Genomic DNA, 25,053 nt, shown 5'->3' with positions numbered 1-25,053 from the left:
CAACAACATAGAGCAATGTTACTTTTTCTATCATAATCATAGATACGTTCTATAATCCCTCTAATAGTTATTCAAAATTCAATGATTATTTAATTAATTTTCTAATCTGTTCTTTACTTTGTTCAGAAATAGGGAATCCTAATTTTGTAATTTCATTTGTAAGTAATTCAATAAAATTTCTAGTGCCAAACCCAATAAATTTATCTCTACGTAAAATAAGGTTAACTTTCCTACTAATTCTAGGATTTACTATAGGAATTGCTGATAAGTCATTATCTACAGTAATATCAAGTAAAGTTTTAGATACAATTGTCACTCCAAATCCATTTCTAACAAGATCAAATAACGATTCGATACTAGAGGTCTCAATAATTGGATACAAGTTTATTTTTTGTGGTAAACATGTATAATTTAATAACTTTCTGCATTCATGACTGTCTGGGAACAAGATTAATGGTAATTTATTCAATTCTGAGAATTGTATTTCTTGTTCATTAACTAGTGAATGGTTATTTGATATCACTAAAAATAACTCTTCTGTGTATAATGGTATTTTTACAATTTTGTCATCTTCGAATACATACTCGGAAGAATCGATTGTAACAGCAAAATTAACCTGATTCTGGTTTATTAATTCTAGTATTTCATCTGAACTTATAATTTTTACTGTTACCTCTGGATAATTTTTATGAAAATCTAATAATAAAGTGGAGACTAAGTCTGTTAGTTCGCCAGGTAAAGTGGCAATTGCGATTTTACCTCCTTTTATCTCCTTTAATTCACTGATTTGTTCTTTTACATTATCTAATGCATTAAAAATATTCTTACATTCGTTGGCTAAAATAGAACCAACGTCAGTTATGGCTATTTTCTTTCCCATGCGGTCAAATAACGGCATGCCTATTTCGTCTTCAAGAACTTTAATTTGATGGCTTAGTGTAGGTTGCGTAATACCTAGCTTATCAGCTGCTTTTGTAAAATGAAGTTCTTTATAAAGTGTCATGAAATACTCTAACTGTCTTAATTCCATATAAAAATAATCTCCTTTATTTTTAAATAATAATTATATTTCTTTGCATATCTTTATTCATATTATAAGAAATCCTTAATTTTTTTAACCTTATAATCGCTTCATACTCTCCCTTTACTGTATTATTGACTAAATGCTCTATTCCTTCATTTATGAAAAAACGTAATTTTCTCTAATTAAATTTATTAGAGAAAATTACGTTTTTGTTATTTGAGATTCGATAATAATTTTGCATAGTGGGTATATTTAATGTCCTATAGCCTTTCCCTTACAAAAATTCCCCTAAATAATTTTTGTAGAAAATTTCGTTTGCTATATATGATTTATTTCACCTTTCAGCTTGAAAATTTCTATCTATTTAACAATGAGTACCCTTATCTTTCAATTTCTAAAGGGATGTTGTGACTATAAGTTTGACTAGAGCTTCTAATTTGAAATCCTTCGAAGAAATCAATAGTTAAATTATCATCAAGAAAAGCTAAAGAGGCTTTGTTTATATAAAATGATTTCCAGTTTGTTTGAATTTCTTCGAAACCTATATCTGATTTAATTAATTGTATTCTTACAACCCCATCCAATGGACGCCCGCAGCCTCCCATTTCATATTGTAGAAATCGAAAATGGCTAGGATATTTAGTCTCTAAACTTTCGAAATGTTTAATAGCAGCTTCTGTAACAGTAACATTAATTTGCATATTATTTTTCCCGCCTTTTCTATTTTGGATTGAAAGTAGAATAATTCAAGAGTTCCCAATTATAAGATTCATAGCAAGGTGCTTCAAGTACTTCAATTATTTGAAATTGTACTAAACGTTGCGCACTAGGGAACTTTGAGAGAATATCTTTTCCAATATTCAAAGTGGTATGAATATACTAAAAAGGGTATACAGGCTTATAAAATAGATTCAGCTATTCATTCAATACTATATTAATTTCCCTTTTCAGTTTAAAGATTTCTATCTATTTAACAATGACTACCCTTATTTTTCAATTTCTAAAGGGATGTTGTGACTATAAGTTTGACTAGAGCTTCTAATTTGAAATCCTTCAAAGAAATCAATAGTTAAATTATCATCAAGAAAAGCTAAAGAGGCTTTGTTTATATAAAATGATTTCCAGTTTGTTTGAATTTCTTCGAAACCTACATCTGATTTAATTAATTGAATTCTTACAACCCCATCCAATGGACGTCCACAGCCTCCCATTTCATATTGTAGAAATCGAAAATGGTTAGGATATTTAGTCTCTAAACTTTCGAAATGTTTAATAGCAGCTTCTGTAACAGTAACATTAATTTGCATATTATTTTCCCGCCTTTTCTATTTTGGATTGAAAGTAGAATAATTCAAGAATTCCCAATTATAAGATTCATAACAAGGTGCTTCAAGTACTTCAATTATTTGAAATTGTACTAAACGTTGCGCACCAGGAAATTTTGAGAGATTATTTTTATCAACGTTCCAAATGATACTTGCTTCTCCTGTGATTTGTAATGTATCCCCAGTATTAAAATCAAAAAACAGTAACCCAACATTTGGATTTTGAACAATATTTCCTAAAGTATTGAACAACATGTTTCCTGAGTAATCTGGAAATATAATTGTTTTTTCATTAATGACATGAACAAATCCTGGCATCCCACCCCTATGGGAAATGTCCATCTTTCCCTCCGAACTTGCACTTGCAATAATAAAAGTATCGGATTCATTAATCCAATTCTGTTGCTTTTTATTTAAAGTGTTGTGCGGATGAATTTTCTTATTTACAATTCCTTCAATAGCTTTATATTTGAATCTTCTCGCCTGTATATATTTAGGACAATTACCGAATACCTGTTCAATTTTGATTTCAAAGTTTCCATCTGGATAAATCATCGAAACCTTACCATTTATTCGTACTCTTATTCTAGAAGCAAAATCAATTACTAAAATTCCTACTTCCTTGTGTTGTAAAATATTTAATAATAAAGGATCACCCTCATTTATTTTAGTATTGATTTTAACTATGTCGGCTTCGATAGCTTGTATGATACCAGGGTTTCCTGCTAAAAATGAACTCCAAACTCTCCCTCTTTGATCCATAGAAGATATCACAAAGGAATTCTGTCCATTTAGAAAATTCATGAATTTTTTCGGCATTGTCTGTTGAATCATTGTACTTGCATTGTTTGCAATCTTTTGTACACCTAGTAAATCATGTACAGTACGCTCTCCAGAATGAAAAACTTCCATATATTATTCCTCCAATCTACTTTTCAATAGCGGACTAGCTAAAATACATTCAAATACTTGGATAAAATTAAAAAACATCGGCTTCCTTAAAAACGAAAAACAAACATTAATAATATAATCCTTTACCATAAACAAGCTTTCATTACTTTTTATTAATATACATTGAATAATGAAAGCCATTCATTAAAAAGTAAATAACTTCATTTCACACTAGTCCTCTTTTGCAAAAGCATAATGGATTCAAATGATTACCTTTAAGTTCTAATCTAAATATATACAGATATTTTCACCTTTAAAACCACGCTTTACAAGATACTTTATATACCCCTTATCATGAAATTTTTATCTATTAAAGATTCTTATCATTTTGTATTGCTATCTTGTAACGCAACTTCATTTTAACTCTCAGTTATCTATTAATCAATTCTATAGTTTCTATAGTTAACATAGATGACATCTATTATATTGATTGCATAAAATATTTATATTAAAAGGAATTTAAATTCATGAATTAGGAGGCGCCCAAAGTTTTTAAGTAAAAAGTAGTTATTTCAGTTTGTATCTTGATGATTTATTGAAATCTTAATTATAGGGGAAACGCGAATTTTGTACGCTAAGCAAAACTTCATAAGGATGTTGCTTTAAAAATAACGATTGATTAAATTGATATTAATAACCTTGATAAACGATCTTAGAAAAAAGCATGCTTAAAAAAGATTGATTAAAACACGCTCTTAATATTTTCAGTTCGTTCATTCTTTTATAAAAAATTTTTGTGAATTCCTACCTATGTTGCTTAACAATCACGCCCTTTAATAGAATATCTTTATTATCACCTAACAGATTTTTAATCCCCAAAAAACCGAAATCCCTTCTTTATTAGAGATAGGAAATTCCGGTTCATATTTTTTATAAACAGTTCAACTTTATTTCAAAGTCACATGATGATTCGGTAAATCAACTTGGATAAAGTAGGCTTTATTGATAACGAATCTGTATTTCTTGATTGATTACCACCTATTCCTCATACATCATTTTCCTCGTCATTCCATCTAGCAGATATCGAATTACGACATTTAGAATATTTTTTATGGTTAAGTAAAAAATATAAATCATAAAGATGAAAAGTTTATTGCAAAGGAGTTTTTAATCATAGAACAAACAATAGCAGGTATCAAAATTCCGGATTCAAGGTTGGCGAAAGATGCAACCGATATTTTACGTGAGCATGGGAATGATCTATTGTGGAATCATTCCAATCGTGTATTTTTATTTGGTGCGGTAAACGGAAAAAAAGCGAAACAGAATTATGATCTGGAGTTATTATATGTCAGTGCTTTATTCCATGATTTAGGTTTAACTAAAAAATACAGTAGTGCTGATTTACGATTTGAGGTAGACAGTGCAAATGCGGCAAGAAGTTTCCTTCAGCAGTATCAAATTCCAGATGAAACCATTCAACTTGTATGGGATGCGATTGCATTACATACGACACCGGGTGTAGCAGAACATAAACAGTCTGAAGTAGCATTACTGTTTCATGGCGTTGGTTTAGATGTTATGGGAGATGGCTTTGAACAATTCCCTGAAGACTTGCGTGAAGAAATTATAAAAGCGTTTCCTCGTAACAATTTCAAAGAGGAAATTATTTCGGCTTTCTATGAGGGATTTAAGCATAAGCCTGAAACTACTTTTGGCAATATGAATGAAAATATTATTCAACATTTTCAACCGGAATATAAAAATAAAAACTTCTGTCATTGTATTTTACATTCTTCATGGTCTCAATGATTGTTTCAAATAAGAGTGATCAACGCCCTGTATTCATTTTACGGGGTTAATCTTTTCTTCTTTTTTTCACTATAATGTAGGTTTCGTTTTCGGAACAATAATAGAAGGCACCATATCATAAGTGGATAATTTTCGAATTTTTAGGATAACCCTCGAGGAATCAGGGTTATCTTTTTTTACTTATATCGGATTCCATTGGACATCTCTTTTAAATCGCTCCAATTCAATATACTAATAGAGTTTTTATCTCTTTCAATGATTTTCTTTTCGGATAACGAATGAATAACTCGATTTAGATGTCGATATGTCGTGCCAAGTAAATCTGCAATCTCTTTTATGTTTGAAGTCCTTAGCTCCATTCCAAAGATGTTATCGGATTCTGGTGATATCGTGGACATAAGATAGCTCGCAAACTTGTTTTCCACAGATGCTAATAAATTTACACGAGAAGCTGTTGTACAGGTTTGAAGCTTATAGCTTACATGTTCTAAAAGTGTATGTAAAAACTTCGGATTATTCAGTTCATATTGTTTTATATAATCAAAATGTAGTCCAATTAACAAGCACTCATCAACTGCTTTAACTTGTGATTGGACAGGAATATTTCGAATTAATTCAATATCACCAATAATGGAAAAAGGTTGAACAAATCGTAGTAAAAGTGATTTTCCAGTTTCAACACTTGATGTTATTTTCACTTTCCCTTCCACCAAGAATAATAATGATTCTATTTCAATTCCCTCAAGTAAAACAATTTCACCTTGTCCATATTGCTGCAGTGTAAATGGGAGGTTTTTTTCTCGGCCAAACATTTCTTCAATATGATATTCTCGTAATTTTGTTTCAAGTAGTTTCAAGTCATGAATATATTTCATATAGTCCTCCTTTTGGGACATATGTCCTTTTTATTATAAGATAAACTGATATGATAAAAACAATAAAAAATTTTAGGGGTGACATAGAATGAAATTTGTGTTTGATTTAGATGGGACAATTTGTTTTAAAGGTCAGCCTATTTCCGAAAGACTACTAGTATCATTAGAAAAGCTAATAGCTCAAGGACATGAAGTTATTTTCGCTTCAGCTAGGCCAATACGTGATTTACTCCCCGTCTTACATGAGCGTTTTCATCAATATCCAATGATTGGTGGAAATGGATCAATGATTGCAATTAAAGGAAAAATCATATCGACGATTAGTTTTGATGAAGAAACGCTTGCAAATATCGTTCAGTTACTTAAAACTTATAATACATCTTATTTAATAGATGGTGATTGGGATTATGCCTATACAGGTCCATCTGCACATCCAATTTTGAATAATCTTGATACAGAAGGACGTGCTAAAAACGTTAGATTGGATAAATTACAGTCAATCGTAAAAATATTAGTGCTTACTTCAGACAATATGGAAGCAGTTGAAGAACAGCTTAACAATATGAATGTTGTGGTTCACTCTCACGGAAATGAAGGAATACTAGACATAAGTCCAAACGGAATAGATAAGTGGAGTGGCTTGCAACAATTGGGTGTGGAAGAAAAAGAATATATATCATTCGGTAATGATGCGAATGATATTACAATGTTTCAACATGCAATGTATTCAGTTATGATTGGTGAAAGCTTACAACTAGCACCATTTTCATCTGAACAAATTGTATTAAGTAAGGATACAGAAAACATTTTGGTACAAAGACTTAACGAATTGGGAGATATAAATATAATTAATGAGTTGGTAAACCTATAATAAGAAATCCTTACTTTTATTAAATAATTAAAGCCTAATTTCTCTTTATTGTAGCTTGAAATTAGGCTTTTTCATATGTTGTATTTTCTTAGCGTACGAAATTTGCATTTTGTTGGCGGTATTTATCATAGATGTTTTCTATGAAAGTGATAGAAATGATTGTATTGATAAATAATAGATGATTTATATAATTAAGTTAAGCTCATGAGCTAGCAATAAAATTAGACAATATCAATTATTTATAGGAGGCAATTTGTATGCAAAAAACAGTTGCAGGTATCGTAATTCCAGATAGTAAAATAGCAGTAGAGGCACAAGAAATCCTTCGTGAATATGGTAACGATTTACTTTGGAATCATTCAAATCGTGTTTACTTATTTGGTGCTCTTCAAGGGAAAAAAGCTAGCCTTAAATACGATGAAGAGCTATTATATGTTAGCGCTCTATTCCATGATCTTGGGCTTACAAAGAAATTTAGTAGTCCAGACAAACGTTTTGAAGTAGATGGTGCAAATGCTGCACGTAGTTTCCTTCAACAACATGGCATGGATAATGAGTCAATTAGACTGGTTTGGGATTCGATTGCACTTCACACAACGATTGGAATTGCTGAATATAAAGAACCCCAGGTTTCATTAATTTATTCTGGAGTAGGATACGATGTTATGGGGGATGGATATGACGAAATTTCAGAGGAAATTCGTGAGCAAGTTGTATCTGCTTTCCCTCGAGATAATTTTAAACAAAAAATCCTTCCTGCTTTCCTCGAAGGTTTCGCTCATAAACCTGAAACTACTTTTGGAAACATTAAAGCAGATGTTTGCTCATTGCTTCTTCCAGGCTTTAAACGCAAAAATTTCTGTGATTGCGTTTTACATTCACCTTGGAAAGAATAGTCATTAAACCTATGGAATAGCACGAAAAGGAAAAATATGTAAAATAAATCAATTACGATTTCGCTTCCTTTTTATATAAAAATTAGAACGAACTAATTAATTTCTAATTTAATGTAGCTAAATATTAGCCATAGAGATAAAAAGCTTGCCATTTTCATTAATGGCAAGCTTTTTTAAGCAAATAATATCTAATAATTTCAAAAAAATAGAAGGACCAATTAGGGGTCACCATACATGCCCATCAACCTAAGATTTTGAAGTATCCCCAAAACGAAAACTTCATCCTTTCATAGTTGTCCATAGAAATTCAGTTCATTTTTTTCGTTTTGAGGAAGAATGCATTTTTTAACTTGATAGCGATGTGGTGCTACCCCATCTTAGAAATATTATTAGATGATAAAATATAAAATCATACAGTAAAAGGAGCAATACTCTATGTTAAACCTTGTACATAACGAGACCCAACCTACATTCTTTGAGCGATTTTTCTTTGAAAATCCTGTTCAAAATGATGTTTTTATAATTGAAGTGAACAAAAAATACTTCTTTTTCGAATACGATGCTGTGATTGATATGATCAAAAGATCAAACACAAAACAACAAGAATACGTTAAAAGACAGCTGCAAAATTATCACTATTTAAGCCAGGACTTAAGGACTTGTTTACAAGAAATCGCAACAGATTACATAAGACGAATTTTCGGAGAGAACCCAAAAATGGAATGCAAGGTCGTACCCCCACACTCCACCCAACACATGAACTATAGAAGAAACTTATCCAAAGTGGAATAATGGAGAACTAACGGGAGTTAAGTTCATGGAGCTATTAGAACTAAAGAAAAATACTTTTTATAAAATAGTGAAAGAATATGGAGAAAACAAAGTAGCAACTAACTTATAACGAATTGAAGCCGAAATTTGCTTAGCGTATATTTCCGTTAAAATGTGGGTGGTACCCCATCGCTATCAAGCTAAGCTCATACAACGTCAATTATAGTGGAGGTCGTTTCTTTTTTCTAAAGGCTACGTGTAGGTAATTTAAAGACCCCTCAGGGATCAACGAATTCCAGAGGGGTTGCCTACGTGATATAACATATAACATATTTACAATTACGTTACGTTTAGGTTTAAAATACGTATCTTTTTCATTTACATTATAACCACCCTATTTAATTTTATAGGAATTATGCTTTTGAGATAAAAGTCATTACTTGTTTTATAAACTCGTAACCAAAATAACCACTAAATCCGAATAGGACTATTGCGGCAAATATAGATACCCTTTTAATAAAGGTTGGATTTAGAAAACGTCTAGTAAAATGAACAAAGCTTAATAAGATCATATCATGCATAAAGATACCTAATAAAATACCTACAGCTATTAATATAAATGTAGATGTACTTGCATTACCTAATGAAGAAACTAGAACCGGACCAAAGACCCCTATCCAAAATACAATATTAGCCGGTGATATAGCAATCATAAAACCAGATAAATAAGCTGATAATAAAGATCTATTAGGATCTTCTCCCTCCATGTTAACTTCTGACTTTGCTTCTTTAATACTTTCTATTCCAATAAACATTAAAAATACAAAACCAAGTAGCCACATAATTGTTTCTACCCATGGATTGGTTAATACACTGGAGAATCCTAGATAAATCAGGACTATTAAAGATAAATCTACAGTCATTCCTCCTATACCTACAAACCAACCATGTACAAAACCATTTCTCATTCCTTGTTTAGTCATTTGGACTGTCATAGCACCTGCAGGTATCGCTAAAGATAAACCTAACAAAATATATGTGAAAAGTGTTATAATCATAAAAATTCTCCTATTATAAGTATTGTAATAATCAAACCCTTTTTCTTTTTCCTCGGGTTCGGCAAATAGAGCTAGAGCACGGCGACTTTTCACATTACTTCTAGCAAGCACAAAAAACTCACAAGAAGATAAATGCCTAAAATCCCATAAGATCCTTTACATGTTCAGCATTCTTTTTAGATGTTAGTTTTTCAAGTAATAAAAACGCAACATCAAAAGCTGTACCTGGATTTGAAGATGTAATAATATTTCCATCTTGAACAATTAAATCATTTTGTACTATTGCACCGAAATTCTTTAACTGCTCTTTTCGTTTACTCGTTGGATGACTGTATGTGGTAGCTTTTTTACCTGTAAGAATTCCACTTTTACCAAGCGTTAATGATGCAACACAAATACTGGCAATAGGCTTCTGCTTGGCATAAAAATGTTGAATAACATGTAAGAATTCTCTACTGTATGCATCCTGATAAAAACCAGCTTCTTCAAACCCTCCTGGAATAGCTAGTGCATCAAACTCATCTAATTGAATATCATCAACTGTTTTTTCGGGTATGACAGTAAAATTCCAAGTACAGGTTAATTTATTCCGAAGACCAACTGTTACGACCTCAGTTGATCCATCTCCCTCCCATTTATTCCAACCTAGTACATCTGTAAATACACTAGCTTCTACTGCTTCAAATCCGTCAGCTAATAATAATAAAATCTTTTTCATATCGTAAATCGCCTCCTGATACCCTTATTTTATACAAATATAGAAGGCTGATAAATAAGTTCAATAAGGATATTCAATTGTTTGGCTTTATTATATAAGGAATTTAGGTTATTCTATTTTATAAAAAAAGGTTGGATAATTTATGGATCAAATTGATAAAAAAATCGTGGGACTATTACAGTCAAATGCAAAAATTTCAATGAAGGATTTAGCAGAAGCCGTTCACTTATCTTCTCCGTCAGTAACTGAGCGAGTACGAAAGTTAGAGGAACAACAAATTATTGAAGGTTACCATGCACACGTTTCTCTAAAAAAAATAAACCGTCCAATTTCTGCACTTATATTGTTTAAATCAAAGGATTGTAAATCATTAGCTAACTTTTGCTATAATCATCCAGATGTACTTGAATGTTACAGAGTAGCAGGGGAAATTAGCTATATTGTCAAAATAGCAACATATTCTGTAGAAAGTTTAGAAGAATTTATTGATGATACAATGCAATATGGTACGCCTTCAACGAATATCGTGTTATCTTCTTATGAAAAAAAGATAATTGCTCCCTTTATTAGTGAAGAATAAAAATACTGGCATAATCAATTAACTATTGTTTACGCAGAAGGATATAAAAAGGATTTGTATTAATTGGAGAAAGATACTTTTTGTATGTTATATTAAAAAATAAAAATGTTATGTTTTTTTAAGGGAGTGTAATTACAATGGACTTTTCTAATAAATCAGTAATCATAACAGGGGCTGGAAATGGAATTGGGAGAGGAATTGCTTTACATTATGCAGAAAAAGGGGCCAATGTTGTTTTAGCAGATATAGATGAAAAAGCAGGTACAAAAACAGTTAATAAGATGAAAGAACAGGGTAAAGAAGCACTTTTCGTACAAACAGATGTAAGGCTCGAAACAGATATTGTTCGATTAATGGAAGTAGCTAATCAAACATACGGTCGGATAGATATTTTAATCAATAATGCAGGAAAAGAGTTATTCAAGTCTCCTTACGATATTTCGCTAGAAGAATGGGACGATGTGATCAATACAAACTTAAGAAGCGTTTTCTTGGGTTCACGTGAAGCAGCAAAGTATATGCGTCATAACAAAGAAGGTGGATCTATTGTGAATATCGCGTCTACAAGGGCGATTATGTCTGAGCCAAATTCAGAATCTTATGCTGCCACAAAAGGCGGGATCGTTGCCATTACACATGCGCTCGCAGCCTCATTTAGCGAAGATAGGATTACCGTGAATGCTATTTCCCCAGGTTGGATTGAAACAGGAGATTATTCAAAATTAAGCAAAATTGATCATGAACAGCATCTATCAAAGCGTGTAGGAAAACCAGATGATATTGCACGAGCTTGTCTTTATTTAACAGCTAATGAAAATGATTTTGTTACAGGTATAAACCTCGTCGTAGACGGTGGTATGACGAGGAAAATGATGTATGAGGAATAGACGGTAATCAATCAAGAAATACAGATTTGTTATCAATAAAGCCTACTTTATCCAAGTTGATTTACCGAATCATCATGTGACTTTAAAATAAAGATGAACCGGAATTTCCTATCTCTAATAAAGAAGGGATTTCGGTTTTTCTTTTGGGTTAAAAATCTGTTAGGTGATAATAAAGTTATTCTATTGAAGAGCGCTTTAATGGAGCAATGAGAAGCCTAATTTCTCATTTTCAAGCTGTCAAATTTGGATTTTTAATATTGAAATTTTCTTAAAGTTGTAAATCCACATTTTCCTGACGCTAGCCCGTTATTAAGTTTTGAGAATCCCTTAGAGTATAAAAATGTTAAAATGTGCATGCTACCCCATGCCTATCAGGCTAAGATTTTGAAATACCTCCAAGACGAAAATATTATTTCTCCACAGTTGCCTCTGAGAATTCAGCTCATTTTTTCGTTTTTGGGAACAACTAATTCTTTAAGTTGATGGATATGTGACGGCACCCCTATTAGTAAAATCGATTGATATTCAGAACAATTTTAATAATAACACTTATTATAAGTTTTTAAATAAATTCTCTAGAAGCGCCAAATATGAAAAAAGAAAAAAGCATGACATCCAATTATCATGCTCTAGTCCTAAAGTATAAAATTAATGCTTTTTTACAATGTGCAATTTTCTTCACGCCTAACTTCTTAAAAGCTTTTTACTCAGTAAAACACTTTTTTATTTAGTAAAGGACTTTTTTATTCAGTAAAACACTTTTTTATTTGTTAACACCACTTAATTCTCAAACACAAAATTAATCTTATTATCTTTCCACTCTAACTTCGCATCAAATGTTTTCTCGCCTTTTTTAAAGCCTTTAATTAAATCGGTCTTTTCACCTTTTAAGAGCTTGGTCATGTTCTTTTGCGAAATTGTTTTACTTAATATTTTCTTTGAGATGGTAAAGTCACATTGCGTTGTGTTGTAGTTAGAACAACCGTAAAACGTTGACTTATCAATCACATCGCCATCACACTTTTTACAGCTACCAACCTTTTTACCTGTTGTAAACTTCGATCCTTTTCGCTCAATCGATTCAACATGTAATCCAGTGAAATCCCATTTCTCAGACATTTCCACCGCATCTTCAATAATTTTAGCTGATAGCTTTTTCGTTTGCTCCATAAATGTAGCTGGTGATGCTGTGCCTTCACCGATTTCCGCAAGACGCTGCTCCCATTTCGCTGTCATTTCTGGTGAAGCTAGTATTTTATCACCGATTGCGGTAATTAATACTTTCCCTTTATCGGTTGCATACACTTGGTTTTTCTTCACATCTATATATTTACGGTCTTTTAGCATCGTAATAATTCCAGCGCGAGTTGCCTCTGTACCTAAACCTTCTGTTTTCTTTAATACTTTCTCAAGTTCTTCGTTCTCTAAATACTTACCTGCCGTTTTCATTAACGTAATAAGTTGTCCTTCTGTATAACGCTTCGGTGGCTGTGTTTTTCCTTCTTTCACTTTCACCTTTACAACTTTCCCTTGTTCACCTTCAGCGACAATTGGAAGAATTGTTTCGTCATCTTTATCATCTTGGAAAATAACTTTACGCCAACCTTCTTGAATTTGCTGTTTTCCTTTTGAAATGAACTCAGCACGTTCATCTACAAGCGTTATAATCGTCGTATAATCAAAGATTGCAACTTCATAGTGAGCGGCAATCAGTCTCCTTACAATCATATCGTAAATTTTCTTTTCATCACCTGATAATCTGCTTGGGTTTGTAACTTGCTCTGTCGGAATAATGGCGTAGTGATCTGTTACTTTCTTTTCATTCACATAACGCTTATTATTCATAATTGATTCAACCGGAGCCGGTAATAAACCTTTATATTCATCAAACTGACTTAACTTCTGCAAAATATCAGGGAACGTTGCTGCCTCTCCTTGTGTCACATAATTTGAATCTGAACGAGGATAAGAGACAATCCCTTTTTGATATAATGCTTGCGTTATATCAAGCGTCTTTTTCGGTGAAAATTTGAATGCTTTATTTGCTGTAGCTTGCAGTGATGATAAGTTAAATAAAAGCGGTGGCTGAAACTCTTTACGTTCCGTTTTCATTTCCTTCACAACAGCCGGTTTCCCTTGGCAAAATGCCGCAATTTTATTCGCCATATCAGGGTCTTTTAGACGAGACTCACTATCCTTTTCCCATTTCCCCTCATACTTCTTTCCTTCTATATTAAAGGTTGCGAACACTTCCCAAAACGGCTCTGACTTAAAGTTTTCTATTTCTTTTTCACGCTTTACGATTAATGCGAGTGTCGGTGTTTGTACACGACCAGCTGAAAATACATCGTTCATCCCTTTTTTCTTTAGTAAAATACTAAAGACACGTGATGCATTCATACCAACGACCCAGTCCGCACATGACCTTGTATACGCCTCATAGTACGTATTAATTGTATCTGCTTCATCTAATAAATTTTTAAATCCTTGGTATATAGCTTGTTTCGTTAAAGATGAAATCCAAAGACGTTTCATCGGCTTTTGTACGTTACAAAGATTAATAATGTTTCGTACGATTAATTCCCCTTCACGCCCCGCATCGCCCGCGTGAATAATTTCTGTTACCTGAGGATTATGTAACAGCTGTTTCACAACATTAAATTGCTTATACTTTGACTTTGTTACTTCAAATTGAAAACGCTCTGGAATCATCGGTAACGTATTAAGTGACCATTTTTTCCACTCGGCGTGATAATGTTCTGGATTACATAACTGCGTCAAATGACCAATTGCCCATGTACAGTACGCTCCATTTGGAAATAACTCATTTGCTTCTACTTCTAAATAACCATCTTTCCGGCGATATTTAAACTGTGAAACAAGAGCCAAACCTTGATCTGGTTTCTCGGCAATAATTAATTTCATTTTATAACTCCCTATCTGTATTCCAGTGTTACTTTCATTGTCTATCTGTTTAGAGGCGATGATAAAAGAACAATCTTATTTATCATTCGCGGTTTGTCTCGTAAATGGGAGACCTATAATATTATACGCTTATTCTTTATGGCTTCACAATAGAAACTCTTCATTTAACTCTTACATTCACATGCTCATAATTAAAAAGCCTTCCCCAAAAAATCAGAAGCCTTCTTGCTTACCTTTATGAAATTGTGCAGATAATTTGCAGATATAAATAAGCATAAGAACTCTCCATATGAACATATGATGAAATGAATGATCGGACAGGGAGGTATCATAATGTTCGCTTACACATTAACAGCCTTAACACTTTGTTGTATCTCAATTCTTATTACATCCTATATTTCTAAACGCAAGGGTACCCTAATGGAGTATATGGTATTTATTATGTCTTTTAGTATGAGTATCGGTTTAAGTATTGGTTTTTATTTCGGTATTCTTTTTAAAGGAGAATTACTCTATTCTACTTTGCTTGCTATATTAATTAGTGGTTGTATCGGTTTTTTAGTCGGTCTACGTTTTCACCTTTATACTGCTTTAGAAGGAATGTTCTCTGGATTAATGGCAAGTATGATGGGAGCAATGATTACAGAAATGTTAAACGCTCAACAAGCTCATAGTATACTGTTTATTAGCCTTTTACTTACGATAACAATAACTATGTCATGTATAATTCAACTTTTATCAGAAACTTTTTCTGCTTTTATCCAAAGGCGTTTTTTATTATTACTTTCAATTAGTGTAGTAATTATCGTTGCCGTATTCGTGACCTTCCCAGATCATACTCCCACACCTTCACCCGGGCATGATCAACATATACATTGACTCTTGCACCGAAAATGAATAAGCAGCTATCCATAGGATAACTGCTTCATATTATTCTGGCTTATTAGGAATGTTTGGGTTTGGAACATAATCAGATTTATAATCTGTATATTTCACTTCTGTTACCATCCCGGCGGAAGCATGGTGTAAATCATGACAGTGGAACATCCAATCACCCGGATTGTCTGCTACAAAGGCTACTTCATATTCTTCACCTGGTTTTAGGTTCAAAGTATCTTTCACAATTGGAGAACCTTCTATCGGTTTTCCATCTTTACTCAACACCTGGAAGAAGTGACCATGTAAATGCATCGGATGATCGTCCATTTTAGAACGATTTACCAATTTTACTTTTACTAAATCACCCTTTTTTACTGGAATCGGGTCAATGTCCGGAAATACCTTTCCGTTAATTGTATATACCATTTCATTTCCATTCATTTGCGTATTCAAGTCCATATTATATGTGGCAGTGTACTGCTGGTCTAACGTGAAACTACCTAATTTTTTAGCACCATATTTCGTCATATCTAATTTCGGTAATTTTTCTTTTTCATCTGCTTTATCTTTCATCTCTTTGCTGCCATCATATTCAATAACAGCTTTCATTCCTTTTGCACCTTTATTTGCTGAATGGTCTTCAACATACCATTTCCCAGGATTATTAGCAGTAAATTCAATATCATAACGTTCACCAGGTGCGATTGAAATTACTTGATCCTTTATAATTTTTGGATCGTTTATTGGTTGACCATCTGTCGCAATTACTTTTATATCATGACCGTGAACGTGTATATCATGTGATAGATAACCAGCATTAACGAGTCGAAGACGGACTTTATCCCCCTTATTCACTTTTAATGGTTCTACTAAATCCCCGCTTTTACCATTGATTGTGAATAAATCATACATACTCATATCATGACCTTCCATCTTCATATTTCCATGGTCCATTCCTGCCATATTGCCAGAGTCTTTTTTATCACTGCCCATGTCCATACTAGAATGATCCATAGCGTTCTTATCATCATTCTTTTTCGTATTTTCATTATCCTTAGATTTATTACCTTTTTGCCCTTTTGTCATTTCTTTTAACTGTTTATTAACCTCTTCTTTATCTGTTACCCATTCATCTAACATTACTGTGTAATCTTTATCATATTTTTCCTTTGTATCTTCTACAATGAGCGCTCCATACAAACCTCTATCTAATTGATTTACAGAATCTTGATGTGAATGATACCAATACGTTCCTGGTACGTTCGCTTCAAACTCATAGGTGAAACTTTTTCCAGATTCAACCGCATCTTGCGTCACACCTGGAATTCCATCCATATTATTTTGGACAGGATACCCATGCCAATGAATAGATACTGGTGCAGATAGTTCATTTTTTAATGTTACTTTCACCTTCTCGCCTTTTTTCACTCGAATTTCTGGACCAGGAGATGAGCCATTAAATGTCCAGACTGGAACAATAACACCGTTACTTAATTTTTGTTTTTCTTCTTTCGCTATTAAAGTCAATTCTGGTCCTTTTTCAACTTTCAATGGTTTTGTAGCCGTTTCAGTCTGTGTTGTTTTTTTATCTTTCATATTTTTATGATTGTTTGTTGTATTTGTGGTCGCAGAACATGCAGCAATTATAGATATGACAGAGACTGTAACTGCTGTTAACACAAATCGCTTCATGGAAAATCCCTCCTTTTTCTTTTTCAAAATCATTATAGAAGATGATTTTCAAGAAAATATGGAGATTTAAAATGAACAGAATAAAAAGGTGCTCAAAATTGAGCACCTTTTCTACTTATTATTTCGTAACAACTTCATCTTCTTTTACATTTACATTATTTTCTCTCATAAACTCTTCAATCTCTTCCACTTCTCTAATGATATCTTTTGACAAGTTTTCGTATCCGTCTTTCGTTACAAGAATGTCATCTTCAATACGAATTCCAATTGCTTCTTCTTCAATATAAAGACCAGGTTCAATTGTTATAACCATACCTTCTTCTAACACTCTATCTTTATATGTTCCTACATCATGCGTATCTAAACCAAGGAAATGGCTGACACCATGATAATAGTATTTTGATAACTCTTCGTCTTCTTGAATTAAACCAATTGCTTTACACTCTTCTGCTAGTACCTTTTTTGTATGCTCATTTAATGCAGCAAACTTTATTCCTGGCTTGATGAGTTTCGTTGTTTCTTTCAATGCTTTTAATACAATATTATACATTTGTTTTTGGCGACTAGAGAACGTTCCATTTGCAGGGAATGTATAACTAATATCAGCGTTATAGTAGTCTTTTTGAGCGCCTAAATCTAGCAGTACTAAATCACCATTTTGAATTTGTGCATCATTATCTTCATAATGAAGAACTGTAGCATTTTTTCCACTTGCCAAAATTGTATTGAACGCATGATGCTTGATGCCAGATGACTTCAATGTGAAATCAAACTGAGCTTCTAATTCATACTCCATCATGTCAGCTTTTGCATGCTTCAATACGTTGTAAATACCCTCTTTCGTTACAGCAATCGCTTCTTTAATGATTTCAATTTCTTCTTCTGTTTTAAACACTCGTAATTCACAAATATTCGGATATACATTACCAATTGTTACGTGTGGATATTGTTCTCTTACATGTTTAGCAAATGCTAATGTTTGCGTCTCTGTACCATTCCATTCACGACGCTCTAAATCTAAATATAGATGCTTCACATTTTCTGTAAAAAGTATATTTGACATTGTCTTTTCAAAGCTATCTAAATATACAACTTTCTTTATACCTGAAATTTTCTCTGCTTCCTCGTTAGAAACTGTTTTACCGACCCACTTTTCCATTACTGGATCTGACTTTTCAATAAAAAGTGTTTCTTCTACACTATTTCCAACCTTCTTCAACATGAAAATAACATTTGGTTCATCGATTCCTGTTACATAGTAAAAGTTTCGATTCGGCACAAATTTATAATGTGCATCCGCTGACATATGAGGTGCTTGTCCAGCAAATAAAATAGTAATAGATTCATCTGATAATGTGTTTACTAATCGTTCTCTATTTTGAGCAAAAAATGTTGATTTCATAATAATCCCCCTAGCGTTCTATGTATGCTTGTAAAACTAATTGTTCTCTGTTATTTATTTTATTATTGTTATAATTTTTCGTCAATTTTTAACCTTTTAGATGGTATTGACATAATAAAAATCAAGCGTTACAATAACTATATATTAGTAAGTAACTAATATAATTAAATCAAATTAGAGGTGAAACAAATGAAAAACATTTTATTTCGTATTAACGAATTATCAAAAAAAGAAAAAACATCTGGATTAACAGTTGATGAAAAACAAGAACAACAAATGTTGCGTCAAAACTATACAAAAACATTTCGTGGAAGCTTAGATTCCATTTTATTAAACACAAAAATTGTGGATCAAAATGGTCATAACGTTACACCAGCCGCATTACAAGATGCTCAAATACGTTTAAAATTAAGCAAATGAGTTCCGAGCTAAAGAATTTCAATAAAACATAAACAGAGCTGGATTTCCTATATAGAAATTCCAGCTCTGTTTATTGTCTTTTCTAATTTAGTAAACGAGCGATACATCGCAATTCTCCACGATATAATCATCGCGAATGCGAGTAAGAAAAACATTCCGCTTAACTCTGCCAAATCAATTGATTGGCTTAAATATGATTTTAACGCCACTCGTACAGCTAATAATCCGATTAAAATAAATATGAATGCTTTTGAAGGTTTCATATATATATGTTCATTTCTTATTTCAAACTTCGTTGTTTTAATAAGAAATATAGAGAAAATAAGTCCTATGCCAATCGCCTCTATCATTTCTAACGATGTTAATCGAAACTCTGGTAAGAAGTACATCATTGCGCCGGTACTCATAAAAATTGGCGGTAATATAATTTTCTTTTTCGTTATCGGCTTTTTCGCTGCTTTAAAGCGAAGAAACATTACCCCAACAGCCATACAAACTGCTACAATACTTGATAAAAGTGCTATCATACTTTCCACTCCTATCTATTTAAATGACTTTTTTAGCAAAATCATAAACCAATAAGTAACTACATGCTGCATTATAGGATTTCTTTATTATATTCCTCCTGCTGTATACTTTCCATATTGGCTACAATTATTTTACACAAAGTTTATGAACGGAATATGAACAAAATATTACATTCAACTTTCCAAAATAAAAAAAGCCATTCCACAATTCATATTTGTGGAATGGCTTTTCAACTTATTTTAAATCTTCTATTGAGAAAGCACCTGGAAGTAATTGCTCAACAGTCACTTCTTTTTCATCACCTTTTACATTCGTTAGTAATACAGGCATTTTCGGTTCACAGAATTCAGCAATTACTTGTCTACAAGCACCACATGGTGAAATCGGTCCGTCCGTTTCGCCTGTAATAACTAAATAACTAAAATCGCGCTCACCTTCTGATACTGCTTTAAAGATCGCCGTTCTTTCTGCGCAGTTACATAAACCGTAAGAAGCATTTTCTATATTACAGCCAGTATAGATTTTACCTTTTTTCGTAACTAACGCTGCACCAACAGGGAATTTCGAATACGGAATATATGCTTTTGCTAACATCTTATTTGCTTCTTCAATATATTTTTTCTTATCCATATTATTTCCTCCTCAAAGTAAGTGTAATTATGATTAGTCAGTAATCACTGTATGAACTAATTTAGGAGCCACTGCTGTTTCAGCGATAGAAATGTTCTCATAGATTTTTGCTTTTACATCTTCTACATTTTCACGATTTGCGTAGATTGTTACGAATGGCTCGCCTTCTTTTACTGCATCACCAACTTTTTTACGTAACATTAATCCTACTGCTAAATCGATTTCATCCTCTTTTGTCGCACGGCCAGCACCAAGTAACATAGCTGCGATACCGATTTCATCTGCAACAATGTTAGAAATAACACCTGAAGTTTTTGCAGGTACATCAATTACATACTTCGCCTGTGGCATTTTTTCTGGATTATCTACAATTGAGCTATCTCCGCCTTGGTTGCTTAAGAACTCTTTAAATTTCTCAGTTGCTTTTCCGTTTTTCATCACTTCAATTAACATTTCACGCGCTTCTTCTAATGTATTTGCTTTTTTCGCAAGTACGACCATTTGACTTCCTAATACAAGTACTAATTCTGTTAAATCTTCTGGACCTTCACCTTTTAATGTATCAATTGCTTCTTTCACTTCTAGTGCGTTACCAATCGCAAATCCAAGCGGTTGTGACATGTCTGAAATAACAGCCATAGTTTGACGTCCTACATTATTTCCGATACGTACCATCGCATGTGCTAATTCTTTTGCATCTTCTTCTGTTTTCATAAATGCGCCAGCACCTGTTTTTACATCAAGTACGATTGCATCTGCACCAGCTGCAATTTTTTTACTCATAATTGAACTTGCGATTAAAGGAATTGAGTTTACTGTTCCTGTTACATCGCGTAATGCATAAATCTTTTTATCTGCAGGTGTTAAGTTTCCTGTTTGTCCAATAACAGCTACTTTGTCACGGTTTACAATATCAATGAACTGCTCTTTCGTAATTTCAACGTGGAATCCTTCTACCGCTTCTAATTTATCAATTGTTCCGCCTGTATGTCCTAAGCCCCGACCAGACATTTTTGCTACTGGTACATCTAAAGCAGCTACTAATGGTCCTAATACTAATGTTGTTGTATCACCAACACCACCAGTTGAATGTTTGTCTACTTTAATTCCTTCAATTGCTGATAAATCGATTGTTTCTCCAGACTCTACCATTGCCATCGTTAAATCTGCACGTTCGCGATCTGTCATATCTTTAAAGAAAATTGCCATTGCAAGTGCACTCACTTGATAATCAGGAATACTTCCGTCTGTATATCCATTAATAAAGAATTTGATTTCTTCAGTCGTTAATTCTTTGCCATCACGTTTTTTTGCAATAATATCTACCATTCTCATTACAATCACCATTCCTTTTTATATGATATGAATCTATTAAAATAATAAGCCAACGATTGTTGCTGATAAGAAACTTACTAATGTTGCACCGAACAGTAATTTCAGACCGAATCTTGCGACTACATTCCCTTGTTTTTCATTTAAGCTCTTAACTGCCCCTGCAATAATTCCAATTGAAGAGAAGTTTGCAAATGAAACTAAGAATACAGATATAATCGCTGTCGTTCTATCTGAGAAATTAAAGTTTCCTTGTGCTAAATCTGTCATAGCGACAAATTCATTTGATACTAATTTTGTTGCCATAATATTTCCAGCATTAACTGCTTCATGCCAAGGTACACCCATAATAAATGCAAATGGTGCAAATACATAACCAAGTATTTCTTGGAATGAGATACCAATTACACCTTTAAATACGGCATTAATGAATGCGATAAGAGCAACGAAACCGACTAACATAGCTGCTACTGTGATCGCAACTTTAAATCCGTCTATAATGTATTCACCTAATACTTCAAAGAAAGTCTTTTTCTCTTCTTCTTGCACTTCTAACATATCTTCTTCTTCAGTAACTTCATACGGGTTAATGATAGAAGCGATAATAAAACCACCGAATAAGTTAAGCACTAAAGCAGTTACAACATATTGCGGTTTTAATAACACCATATACGATCCAACGATAGACATTGAAACGGTAGACATTGCAGATGCACATAATGTATACATTCGTTTCTCTGGCAATAATCCTAGTTGTTTCTTAACTGAAATAAACACTTCAGATTGTCCTAAAATCGCAGAAGCAACAGCATTATATGATTCTAGTTTCCCCATTCCATTTACTTTACTTAATGCTAGACCGATAGATTTCACAATAATAGGTAATACTTTAATGTGTTGCAATATACCTATTAGTGCTGAGATAAATACGATTGGCATTAATACACTTAAAAAGAACGAAAACTCTTTTTGATTTACTAATCCACCAAATACAAAATTCACACCGTCAGCAGCATATTTTAATAACTCTCCAAAACCATCTGCTATTCCGCTAATTAATATATTCCCTACACTTGTATTTAATAATAAAAACCCCAAAATGAATTGTAATATAACCATCGTTATGATTGGGCGATATTTGACTTTCTTTCTATTATTACTAGCAAGCCAAGCGATACCTAAAATCAATACGAGGCCAAAAATACCAATTAAGTATTTCATAAGCCGTCTCCTCCCATTCGTATCCGCTTACATTTTTTTCAATTATTAAAGCAATAGATACACTTTACTTTGTGTATCTATTGCTTTTGACTTCATTAATGATTAGTAATTATCTGTAGCACCTTTTGCATCATTTAATACGATTGCAACACTAGCACTTGCTCCAACGCGAGAAGCTCCAGCAGCTACCATTTTTTCTGCATCTTCACGTGTACGAACGCCACCAGATGCTTTTACACCAACGTTTGGTCCTACTGTTTTACGCATTAATGCGATATCTTCAGCAGTTGCTCCGCCAGTTGAGAATCCAGTTGAAGTTTTTACGAAGTCAGCACCAGCTTTTACTGATAATTCACAAGCGCGTACTTTCTCTTCATCTGTTAATAGACAAGTTTCAATGATTACTTTTACAAGAGCTTTTCCTTTTGCTGCTTGTACTACTTCATAAATGTCTTTTTCAACAAGTTCGTTGTCGCCATCTTTTAAAGCGCCTACGTTGATTACCATATCAACTTCAGTTGCACCTTTTGCAATCGCATCTTTTGTTTCGAATGCTTTTGTTTCAGTCGTGCTTGCTCCTAATGGGAAACCGATTACAGTACAAACGTCTACATCATGTCCAGCTAATTCTTCAGCAGCTAGCTTCACCCATGTAGGATTAATACAAACAGAAGCGAATTTATATTCCTTTGCTTCTTCGATTACTTTCATAACATCTTCTTTTGTAGTATTAGCTTTTAAAATTGTATGGTCAATTAACTTTGCAATGTTCATTATCTTCACTCCTCATATCTTTTAACAACTTCATTCTAACTCTTAGTTGAACAAATGTAAATACACTTTTGAAATTTTGTTCATTCTTTTTAAAAAGGGAATTTTCTTGTAGTAAATAAAGCTCATTCTAACTAAGAAACACTTCCTATTTAAAATCAAAACTTTTATATTAACATTGGTAGTATGTATCTCAATATCCATAATTATTTTAAAAAAGGCAATTTGTATTCAAAAAGCACCCCATAATTCATACATAACAAAATAAAAGGCTTTCTCAAAATTAATATCTTGAGAAAGCCTTTTATTTCTAACCTTTTTGATAATGTAACAATTCCTTTGCTGTATGCTGATCGATAATTAATACATTTGCATATCCGCCACGTAACGCTCCATCAATTGCTTTTATTTTTCTATTACCACCAGCAACTAAAATAGAACGTTTCTTTAATTTCAGTTCCTCTAACTCAATTCCAATGGTGCGCTTATTAATTTCTTCACTACTAATATTTCCGTCCCCATCAAAGAATCGTGAACAAATGTCACCGACCGATTGTTTTTTGAGCAAACTTGTTTCATCCTTATCGAAATAACCTAATCGGAATAATAGCGCTTCATCTCGCACTGTTCCTACAGTGAAAATTGCAATATTCGCTTGTTTCCCCATTTCGATAATGTGATGAATATGTCGATCCTGCTCTACTAATTCTTTTGTCACTGCGTTATCAAATATAACTGGAAGGGGTAGATTTCTTGGCGTTGTTTGAAAAGCATCAGCAAATAAAGCGATTGTTTCATTCGCATATGTATTTACACTAGAATGACTAATACCACCTTTTAACTGAACAACTTCTACACCTTTTACATGTTGTGGTACGATTTTTCTAGCGATTTCATACATCGTCATTCCCCAGCTTACACCAACGATATCACCAGTTTTAACTGTTTTTTCCATATACTCTGCTGCATATTTACTAATATACTCTGTAATCGTTGCATATTCCGGCACTGGTGAAAATACGACATGTGCCTCTAACAAGTTGTACTTTTCTTTCAGTAAATTTCCAACGTTATCTAAATCAGCAAATGGATCGGCTATACTAATTTGAACAAATCCTTTTTCTTTTGCGTACTTTAATAATCTAGAGATAGTCGGTCTTGAAATATTTAATTTATTCGCAATTTCTTGCTGACTATAATCTGATTGATAATATAATCTTGCAACTTCAACGCTTAATTGTTGTTTATCTTTATCCATAGTAACTCGCTACATATCCTTTCCTGTATTTCCTTTTCGTTACAAGCATTATACAGCTTTATGCAAAAAAATTCGACTACCGAATTTTATCTAACTGAGCTTCTACTACACTTAGTATTTAAAATGAAACTTTAATCGATGTTTTTTAACTACATACTTTCCCTATAACTAGAACATTACAAATTTTTTCACAATATAGCATACTGGTTCTAATCTAAAAATGATTTTTCATCACGATACACATTCTCATTTTTAGACATTTCTATGTACAACTTTATAAAAAGTTA

At 32.8% G+C, this 25,053-nt stretch carries 24 protein-coding genes and 1 pseudogene; 9 read left to right on the top strand and 16 right to left on the bottom strand.

Features of this window, described 5'->3' with window-relative positions:
* Window positions 1-85: 85 nt before the first annotated feature.
* The 4 genes from ACZ76X_RS14910 to ACZ76X_RS14895 form a co-directional block, all read right to left on the bottom strand.
* On the bottom strand, window positions 86-1,030 hold the full coding sequence (locus tag ACZ76X_RS14910; protein WP_327964334.1) for a LysR family transcriptional regulator: 945 nt from the start codon (window positions 1,028-1,030) through the stop codon (window positions 86-88).
* A gap of 374 nt (window positions 1,031-1,404) precedes the next feature.
* The gene (locus ACZ76X_RS14905) at window positions 1,405-1,725 is read right to left on the bottom strand and encodes an iron-sulfur cluster biosynthesis family protein (protein ID WP_327964335.1); all 321 of its coding nucleotides are present in this window, start codon (window positions 1,723-1,725) and stop codon (window positions 1,405-1,407) included.
* A 285-nt stretch (window positions 1,726-2,010) separates the two neighbouring features.
* Window positions 2,011-2,331 (bottom strand): iron-sulfur cluster biosynthesis family protein, encoded by a 321-nt coding sequence (locus tag ACZ76X_RS14900; protein ID WP_098229956.1) that lies wholly within the window; start codon window positions 2,329-2,331, stop codon window positions 2,011-2,013.
* A gap of 18 nt (window positions 2,332-2,349) precedes the next feature.
* Window positions 2,350-3,261 (bottom strand): pyridoxamine 5'-phosphate oxidase family protein, encoded by a 912-nt coding sequence (locus ACZ76X_RS14895; RefSeq protein WP_479850831.1) that lies wholly within the window; start codon window positions 3,259-3,261, stop codon window positions 2,350-2,352.
* 1,152 nt (window positions 3,262-4,413) lie between these two features.
* On the opposite strand from ACZ76X_RS14895, the gene ACZ76X_RS14890 reads away from it, so the two are divergent.
* Window positions 4,414-5,052: an HD domain-containing protein gene (locus tag ACZ76X_RS14890; protein ID WP_479851163.1), complete on the top strand. Its 639-nt coding sequence runs from the start codon at window positions 4,414-4,416 to the stop codon at window positions 5,050-5,052.
* A 176-nt stretch (window positions 5,053-5,228) separates the two neighbouring features.
* Here the strand turns inward: ACZ76X_RS14890 and ACZ76X_RS14885 are convergent, their stop codons facing one another.
* Window positions 5,229-5,927: a Crp/Fnr family transcriptional regulator gene (locus ACZ76X_RS14885; RefSeq protein ID WP_479850830.1), complete on the bottom strand. Its 699-nt coding sequence runs from the start codon at window positions 5,925-5,927 to the stop codon at window positions 5,229-5,231.
* Window positions 5,928-6,015: 88 nt separating this feature from the next.
* Between ACZ76X_RS14885 and ACZ76X_RS14880 the strand changes: the two genes are divergently transcribed.
* The 4 genes and pseudogenes from ACZ76X_RS14880 to ACZ76X_RS14865 all read left to right on the top strand — a co-directional run.
* Window positions 6,016-6,798, top strand: coding sequence for an HAD-IIB family hydrolase (locus ACZ76X_RS14880; RefSeq protein ID WP_479850829.1), 783 nt, complete (start codon window positions 6,016-6,018; stop codon window positions 6,796-6,798).
* A gap of 257 nt (window positions 6,799-7,055) precedes the next feature.
* On the top strand, window positions 7,056-7,694 hold the full coding sequence (locus ACZ76X_RS14875) for an HD domain-containing protein (protein ID WP_439019738.1): 639 nt from the start codon (window positions 7,056-7,058) through the stop codon (window positions 7,692-7,694).
* Window positions 7,695-8,129: 435 nt separating this feature from the next.
* Window positions 8,130-8,486 (top strand): hypothetical protein, encoded by a 357-nt coding sequence (locus tag ACZ76X_RS14870; RefSeq protein ID WP_479850828.1) that lies wholly within the window; start codon window positions 8,130-8,132, stop codon window positions 8,484-8,486.
* Window positions 8,458-8,595: pseudogene (locus ACZ76X_RS14865) on the top strand (recombinase family protein); the annotation flags it as partial. The gene ACZ76X_RS14870 and the pseudogene ACZ76X_RS14865, both read left to right, overlap by 29 nt.
* 283 nt (window positions 8,596-8,878) lie before the next feature.
* Here ACZ76X_RS14865 and ACZ76X_RS14860 read toward each other — a convergent pair.
* Both ACZ76X_RS14860 and ACZ76X_RS14855 read right to left on the bottom strand, forming a co-directional pair.
* A complete protein-coding gene (locus ACZ76X_RS14860; RefSeq protein WP_098107336.1) occupies window positions 8,879-9,523 on the bottom strand; it encodes a LysE family translocator in 645 nt (214 codons plus the stop codon).
* 136 nt (window positions 9,524-9,659) lie between these two features.
* Complete coding sequence (locus tag ACZ76X_RS14855) at window positions 9,660-10,241, bottom strand: DJ-1/PfpI family protein (RefSeq protein ID WP_479850827.1); 582 nt, start codon at window positions 10,239-10,241, stop codon at window positions 9,660-9,662.
* A 142-nt stretch (window positions 10,242-10,383) separates the two neighbouring features.
* On the opposite strand from ACZ76X_RS14855, the gene ACZ76X_RS14850 reads away from it, so the two are divergent.
* Together ACZ76X_RS14850 and ACZ76X_RS14845 are read left to right on the top strand one after the other, a co-directional pair.
* On the top strand, window positions 10,384-10,821 hold the full coding sequence (locus ACZ76X_RS14850) for an Lrp/AsnC family transcriptional regulator (RefSeq protein WP_098107340.1): 438 nt from the start codon (window positions 10,384-10,386) through the stop codon (window positions 10,819-10,821).
* 137 nt (window positions 10,822-10,958) lie between these two features.
* Window positions 10,959-11,708: a glucose 1-dehydrogenase gene (locus tag ACZ76X_RS14845; protein WP_479850826.1), complete on the top strand. Its 750-nt coding sequence runs from the start codon at window positions 10,959-10,961 to the stop codon at window positions 11,706-11,708.
* A 780-nt stretch (window positions 11,709-12,488) separates the two neighbouring features.
* Here ACZ76X_RS14845 and topB read toward each other — a convergent pair.
* Window positions 12,489-14,633, bottom strand: coding sequence for a DNA topoisomerase III (gene topB / locus ACZ76X_RS14840; protein WP_479850825.1), 2,145 nt, complete (start codon window positions 14,631-14,633; stop codon window positions 12,489-12,491).
* Window positions 14,634-14,966: 333 nt separating this feature from the next.
* On the opposite strand from topB, the gene ACZ76X_RS14835 reads away from it, so the two are divergent.
* On the top strand, window positions 14,967-15,512 hold the full coding sequence (locus ACZ76X_RS14835) for a hypothetical protein (protein WP_479850824.1): 546 nt from the start codon (window positions 14,967-14,969) through the stop codon (window positions 15,510-15,512).
* 51 nt (window positions 15,513-15,563) lie between these two features.
* On the opposite strand, the gene ACZ76X_RS14830 is transcribed toward ACZ76X_RS14835, so the two are convergent.
* Window positions 15,564-17,204, bottom strand: a complete 1,641-nt coding sequence (locus ACZ76X_RS14830) for a multicopper oxidase family protein (protein ID WP_479850823.1) — start codon at window positions 17,202-17,204, stop codon at window positions 15,564-15,566.
* A gap of 118 nt (window positions 17,205-17,322) precedes the next feature.
* Complete coding sequence (locus ACZ76X_RS14825; protein WP_479850822.1) at window positions 17,323-18,606, bottom strand: aminopeptidase P family protein; 1,284 nt, start codon at window positions 18,604-18,606, stop codon at window positions 17,323-17,325.
* 189 nt (window positions 18,607-18,795) lie between these two features.
* Between ACZ76X_RS14825 and ACZ76X_RS14820 the strand changes: the two genes are divergently transcribed.
* A complete protein-coding gene (locus ACZ76X_RS14820; RefSeq protein ID WP_071757868.1) occupies window positions 18,796-19,026 on the top strand; it encodes a DUF896 domain-containing protein in 231 nt (76 codons plus the stop codon).
* Between the two features lie 47 nt (window positions 19,027-19,073).
* Here ACZ76X_RS14820 and ACZ76X_RS14815 read toward each other — a convergent pair whose 3' ends face one another.
* The 6 genes from ACZ76X_RS14815 to ACZ76X_RS14790 form a co-directional block, all read right to left on the bottom strand.
* Window positions 19,074-19,553 carry a CcdC family protein gene (locus ACZ76X_RS14815; protein ID WP_098667598.1) on the bottom strand — a complete coding sequence of 160 codons (480 nt, stop codon included), beginning with the start codon at window positions 19,551-19,553 and terminating at the stop codon, window positions 19,074-19,076.
* Between the two features lie 235 nt (window positions 19,554-19,788).
* The gene (locus tag ACZ76X_RS14810) at window positions 19,789-20,184 is read right to left on the bottom strand and encodes a cytidine deaminase (protein ID WP_479850821.1); all 396 of its coding nucleotides are present in this window, start codon (window positions 20,182-20,184) and stop codon (window positions 19,789-19,791) included.
* Between the two features lie 33 nt (window positions 20,185-20,217).
* The gene (locus tag ACZ76X_RS14805) at window positions 20,218-21,519 is read right to left on the bottom strand and encodes a pyrimidine-nucleoside phosphorylase (protein ID WP_001983022.1); all 1,302 of its coding nucleotides are present in this window, start codon (window positions 21,517-21,519) and stop codon (window positions 20,218-20,220) included.
* A 36-nt stretch (window positions 21,520-21,555) separates the two neighbouring features.
* The gene (locus ACZ76X_RS14800; RefSeq protein ID WP_000876173.1) at window positions 21,556-22,737 is read right to left on the bottom strand and encodes a NupC/NupG family nucleoside CNT transporter; all 1,182 of its coding nucleotides are present in this window, start codon (window positions 22,735-22,737) and stop codon (window positions 21,556-21,558) included.
* 102 nt (window positions 22,738-22,839) lie between these two features.
* Window positions 22,840-23,511, bottom strand: a complete 672-nt coding sequence (gene deoC / locus ACZ76X_RS14795) for a deoxyribose-phosphate aldolase (protein ID WP_001017446.1) — start codon at window positions 23,509-23,511, stop codon at window positions 22,840-22,842.
* 307 nt (window positions 23,512-23,818) lie between these two features.
* Window positions 23,819-24,766, bottom strand: a complete 948-nt coding sequence (locus tag ACZ76X_RS14790; RefSeq protein ID WP_479850820.1) for a sugar-binding transcriptional regulator — start codon at window positions 24,764-24,766, stop codon at window positions 23,819-23,821.
* Window positions 24,767-25,053: the final 287 nt, after the last annotated feature.

It is taken from the genome of Bacillus sp. BC05(2025), assembly GCF_056725905.1.
Note: the sequence above shows the minus strand (reverse complement) of the source record. Positions and strands in the feature narration are given on the sequence as shown.

Bases quoted from the DNA above. Each gene is read 5' to 3' on its own strand.
- ACZ76X_RS14910 (WP_327964334.1), bottom strand. From the start codon at position 1,030: ATGGAATTAAGACAGTTAGAGTATTTCATGACACTTTATAAAGAACTT.
- ACZ76X_RS14905 (WP_327964335.1), bottom strand. From the start codon at position 1,725: ATGCAAATTAATGTTACTGTTACAGAAGCTGCTATTAAACATTTCGAA.
- ACZ76X_RS14900 (WP_098229956.1), bottom strand. From the start codon at position 2,331: ATGCAAATTAATGTTACTGTTACAGAAGCTGCTATTAAACATTTCGAA.
- ACZ76X_RS14895 (WP_479850831.1), bottom strand. From the start codon at position 3,261: ATGGAAGTTTTTCATTCTGGAGAGCGTACTGTACATGATTTACTAGGT.
- ACZ76X_RS14885 (WP_479850830.1), bottom strand. From the start codon at position 5,927: ATGAAATATATTCATGACTTGAAACTACTTGAAACAAAATTACGAGAA.
- ACZ76X_RS14880 (WP_479850829.1), top strand. From the start codon at position 6,016: ATGAAATTTGTGTTTGATTTAGATGGGACAATTTGTTTTAAAGGTCAG.
- ACZ76X_RS14875 (WP_439019738.1), top strand. From the start codon at position 7,056: ATGCAAAAAACAGTTGCAGGTATCGTAATTCCAGATAGTAAAATAGCA.
- ACZ76X_RS14870 (WP_479850828.1), top strand. From the start codon at position 8,130: ATGTTAAACCTTGTACATAACGAGACCCAACCTACATTCTTTGAGCGA.
- ACZ76X_RS14860 (WP_098107336.1), bottom strand. From the start codon at position 9,523: ATGATTATAACACTTTTCACATATATTTTGTTAGGTTTATCTTTAGCG.
- ACZ76X_RS14855 (WP_479850827.1), bottom strand. From the start codon at position 10,241: ATGAAAAAGATTTTATTATTATTAGCTGACGGATTTGAAGCAGTAGAA.
- ACZ76X_RS14850 (WP_098107340.1), top strand. From the start codon at position 10,384: ATGGATCAAATTGATAAAAAAATCGTGGGACTATTACAGTCAAATGCA.
- ACZ76X_RS14845 (WP_479850826.1), top strand. From the start codon at position 10,959: ATGGACTTTTCTAATAAATCAGTAATCATAACAGGGGCTGGAAATGGA.
- topB (WP_479850825.1), bottom strand. From the start codon at position 14,633: ATGAAATTAATTATTGCCGAGAAACCAGATCAAGGTTTGGCTCTTGTT.
- ACZ76X_RS14835 (WP_479850824.1), top strand. From the start codon at position 14,967: ATGTTCGCTTACACATTAACAGCCTTAACACTTTGTTGTATCTCAATT.
- ACZ76X_RS14830 (WP_479850823.1), bottom strand. From the start codon at position 17,204: ATGAAGCGATTTGTGTTAACAGCAGTTACAGTCTCTGTCATATCTATA.
- ACZ76X_RS14825 (WP_479850822.1), bottom strand. From the start codon at position 18,606: ATGAAATCAACATTTTTTGCTCAAAATAGAGAACGATTAGTAAACACA.
- ACZ76X_RS14820 (WP_071757868.1), top strand. From the start codon at position 18,796: ATGAAAAACATTTTATTTCGTATTAACGAATTATCAAAAAAAGAAAAA.
- ACZ76X_RS14815 (WP_098667598.1), bottom strand. From the start codon at position 19,553: ATGATAGCACTTTTATCAAGTATTGTAGCAGTTTGTATGGCTGTTGGG.
- ACZ76X_RS14810 (WP_479850821.1), bottom strand. From the start codon at position 20,184: ATGGATAAGAAAAAATATATTGAAGAAGCAAATAAGATGTTAGCAAAA.
- ACZ76X_RS14805 (WP_001983022.1), bottom strand. From the start codon at position 21,519: ATGAGAATGGTAGATATTATTGCAAAAAAACGTGATGGCAAAGAATTA.
- ACZ76X_RS14800 (WP_000876173.1), bottom strand. From the start codon at position 22,737: ATGAAATACTTAATTGGTATTTTTGGCCTCGTATTGATTTTAGGTATC.
- deoC (WP_001017446.1), bottom strand. From the start codon at position 23,511: ATGAACATTGCAAAGTTAATTGACCATACAATTTTAAAAGCTAATACT.
- ACZ76X_RS14790 (WP_479850820.1), bottom strand. From the start codon at position 24,766: ATGGATAAAGATAAACAACAATTAAGCGTTGAAGTTGCAAGATTATAT.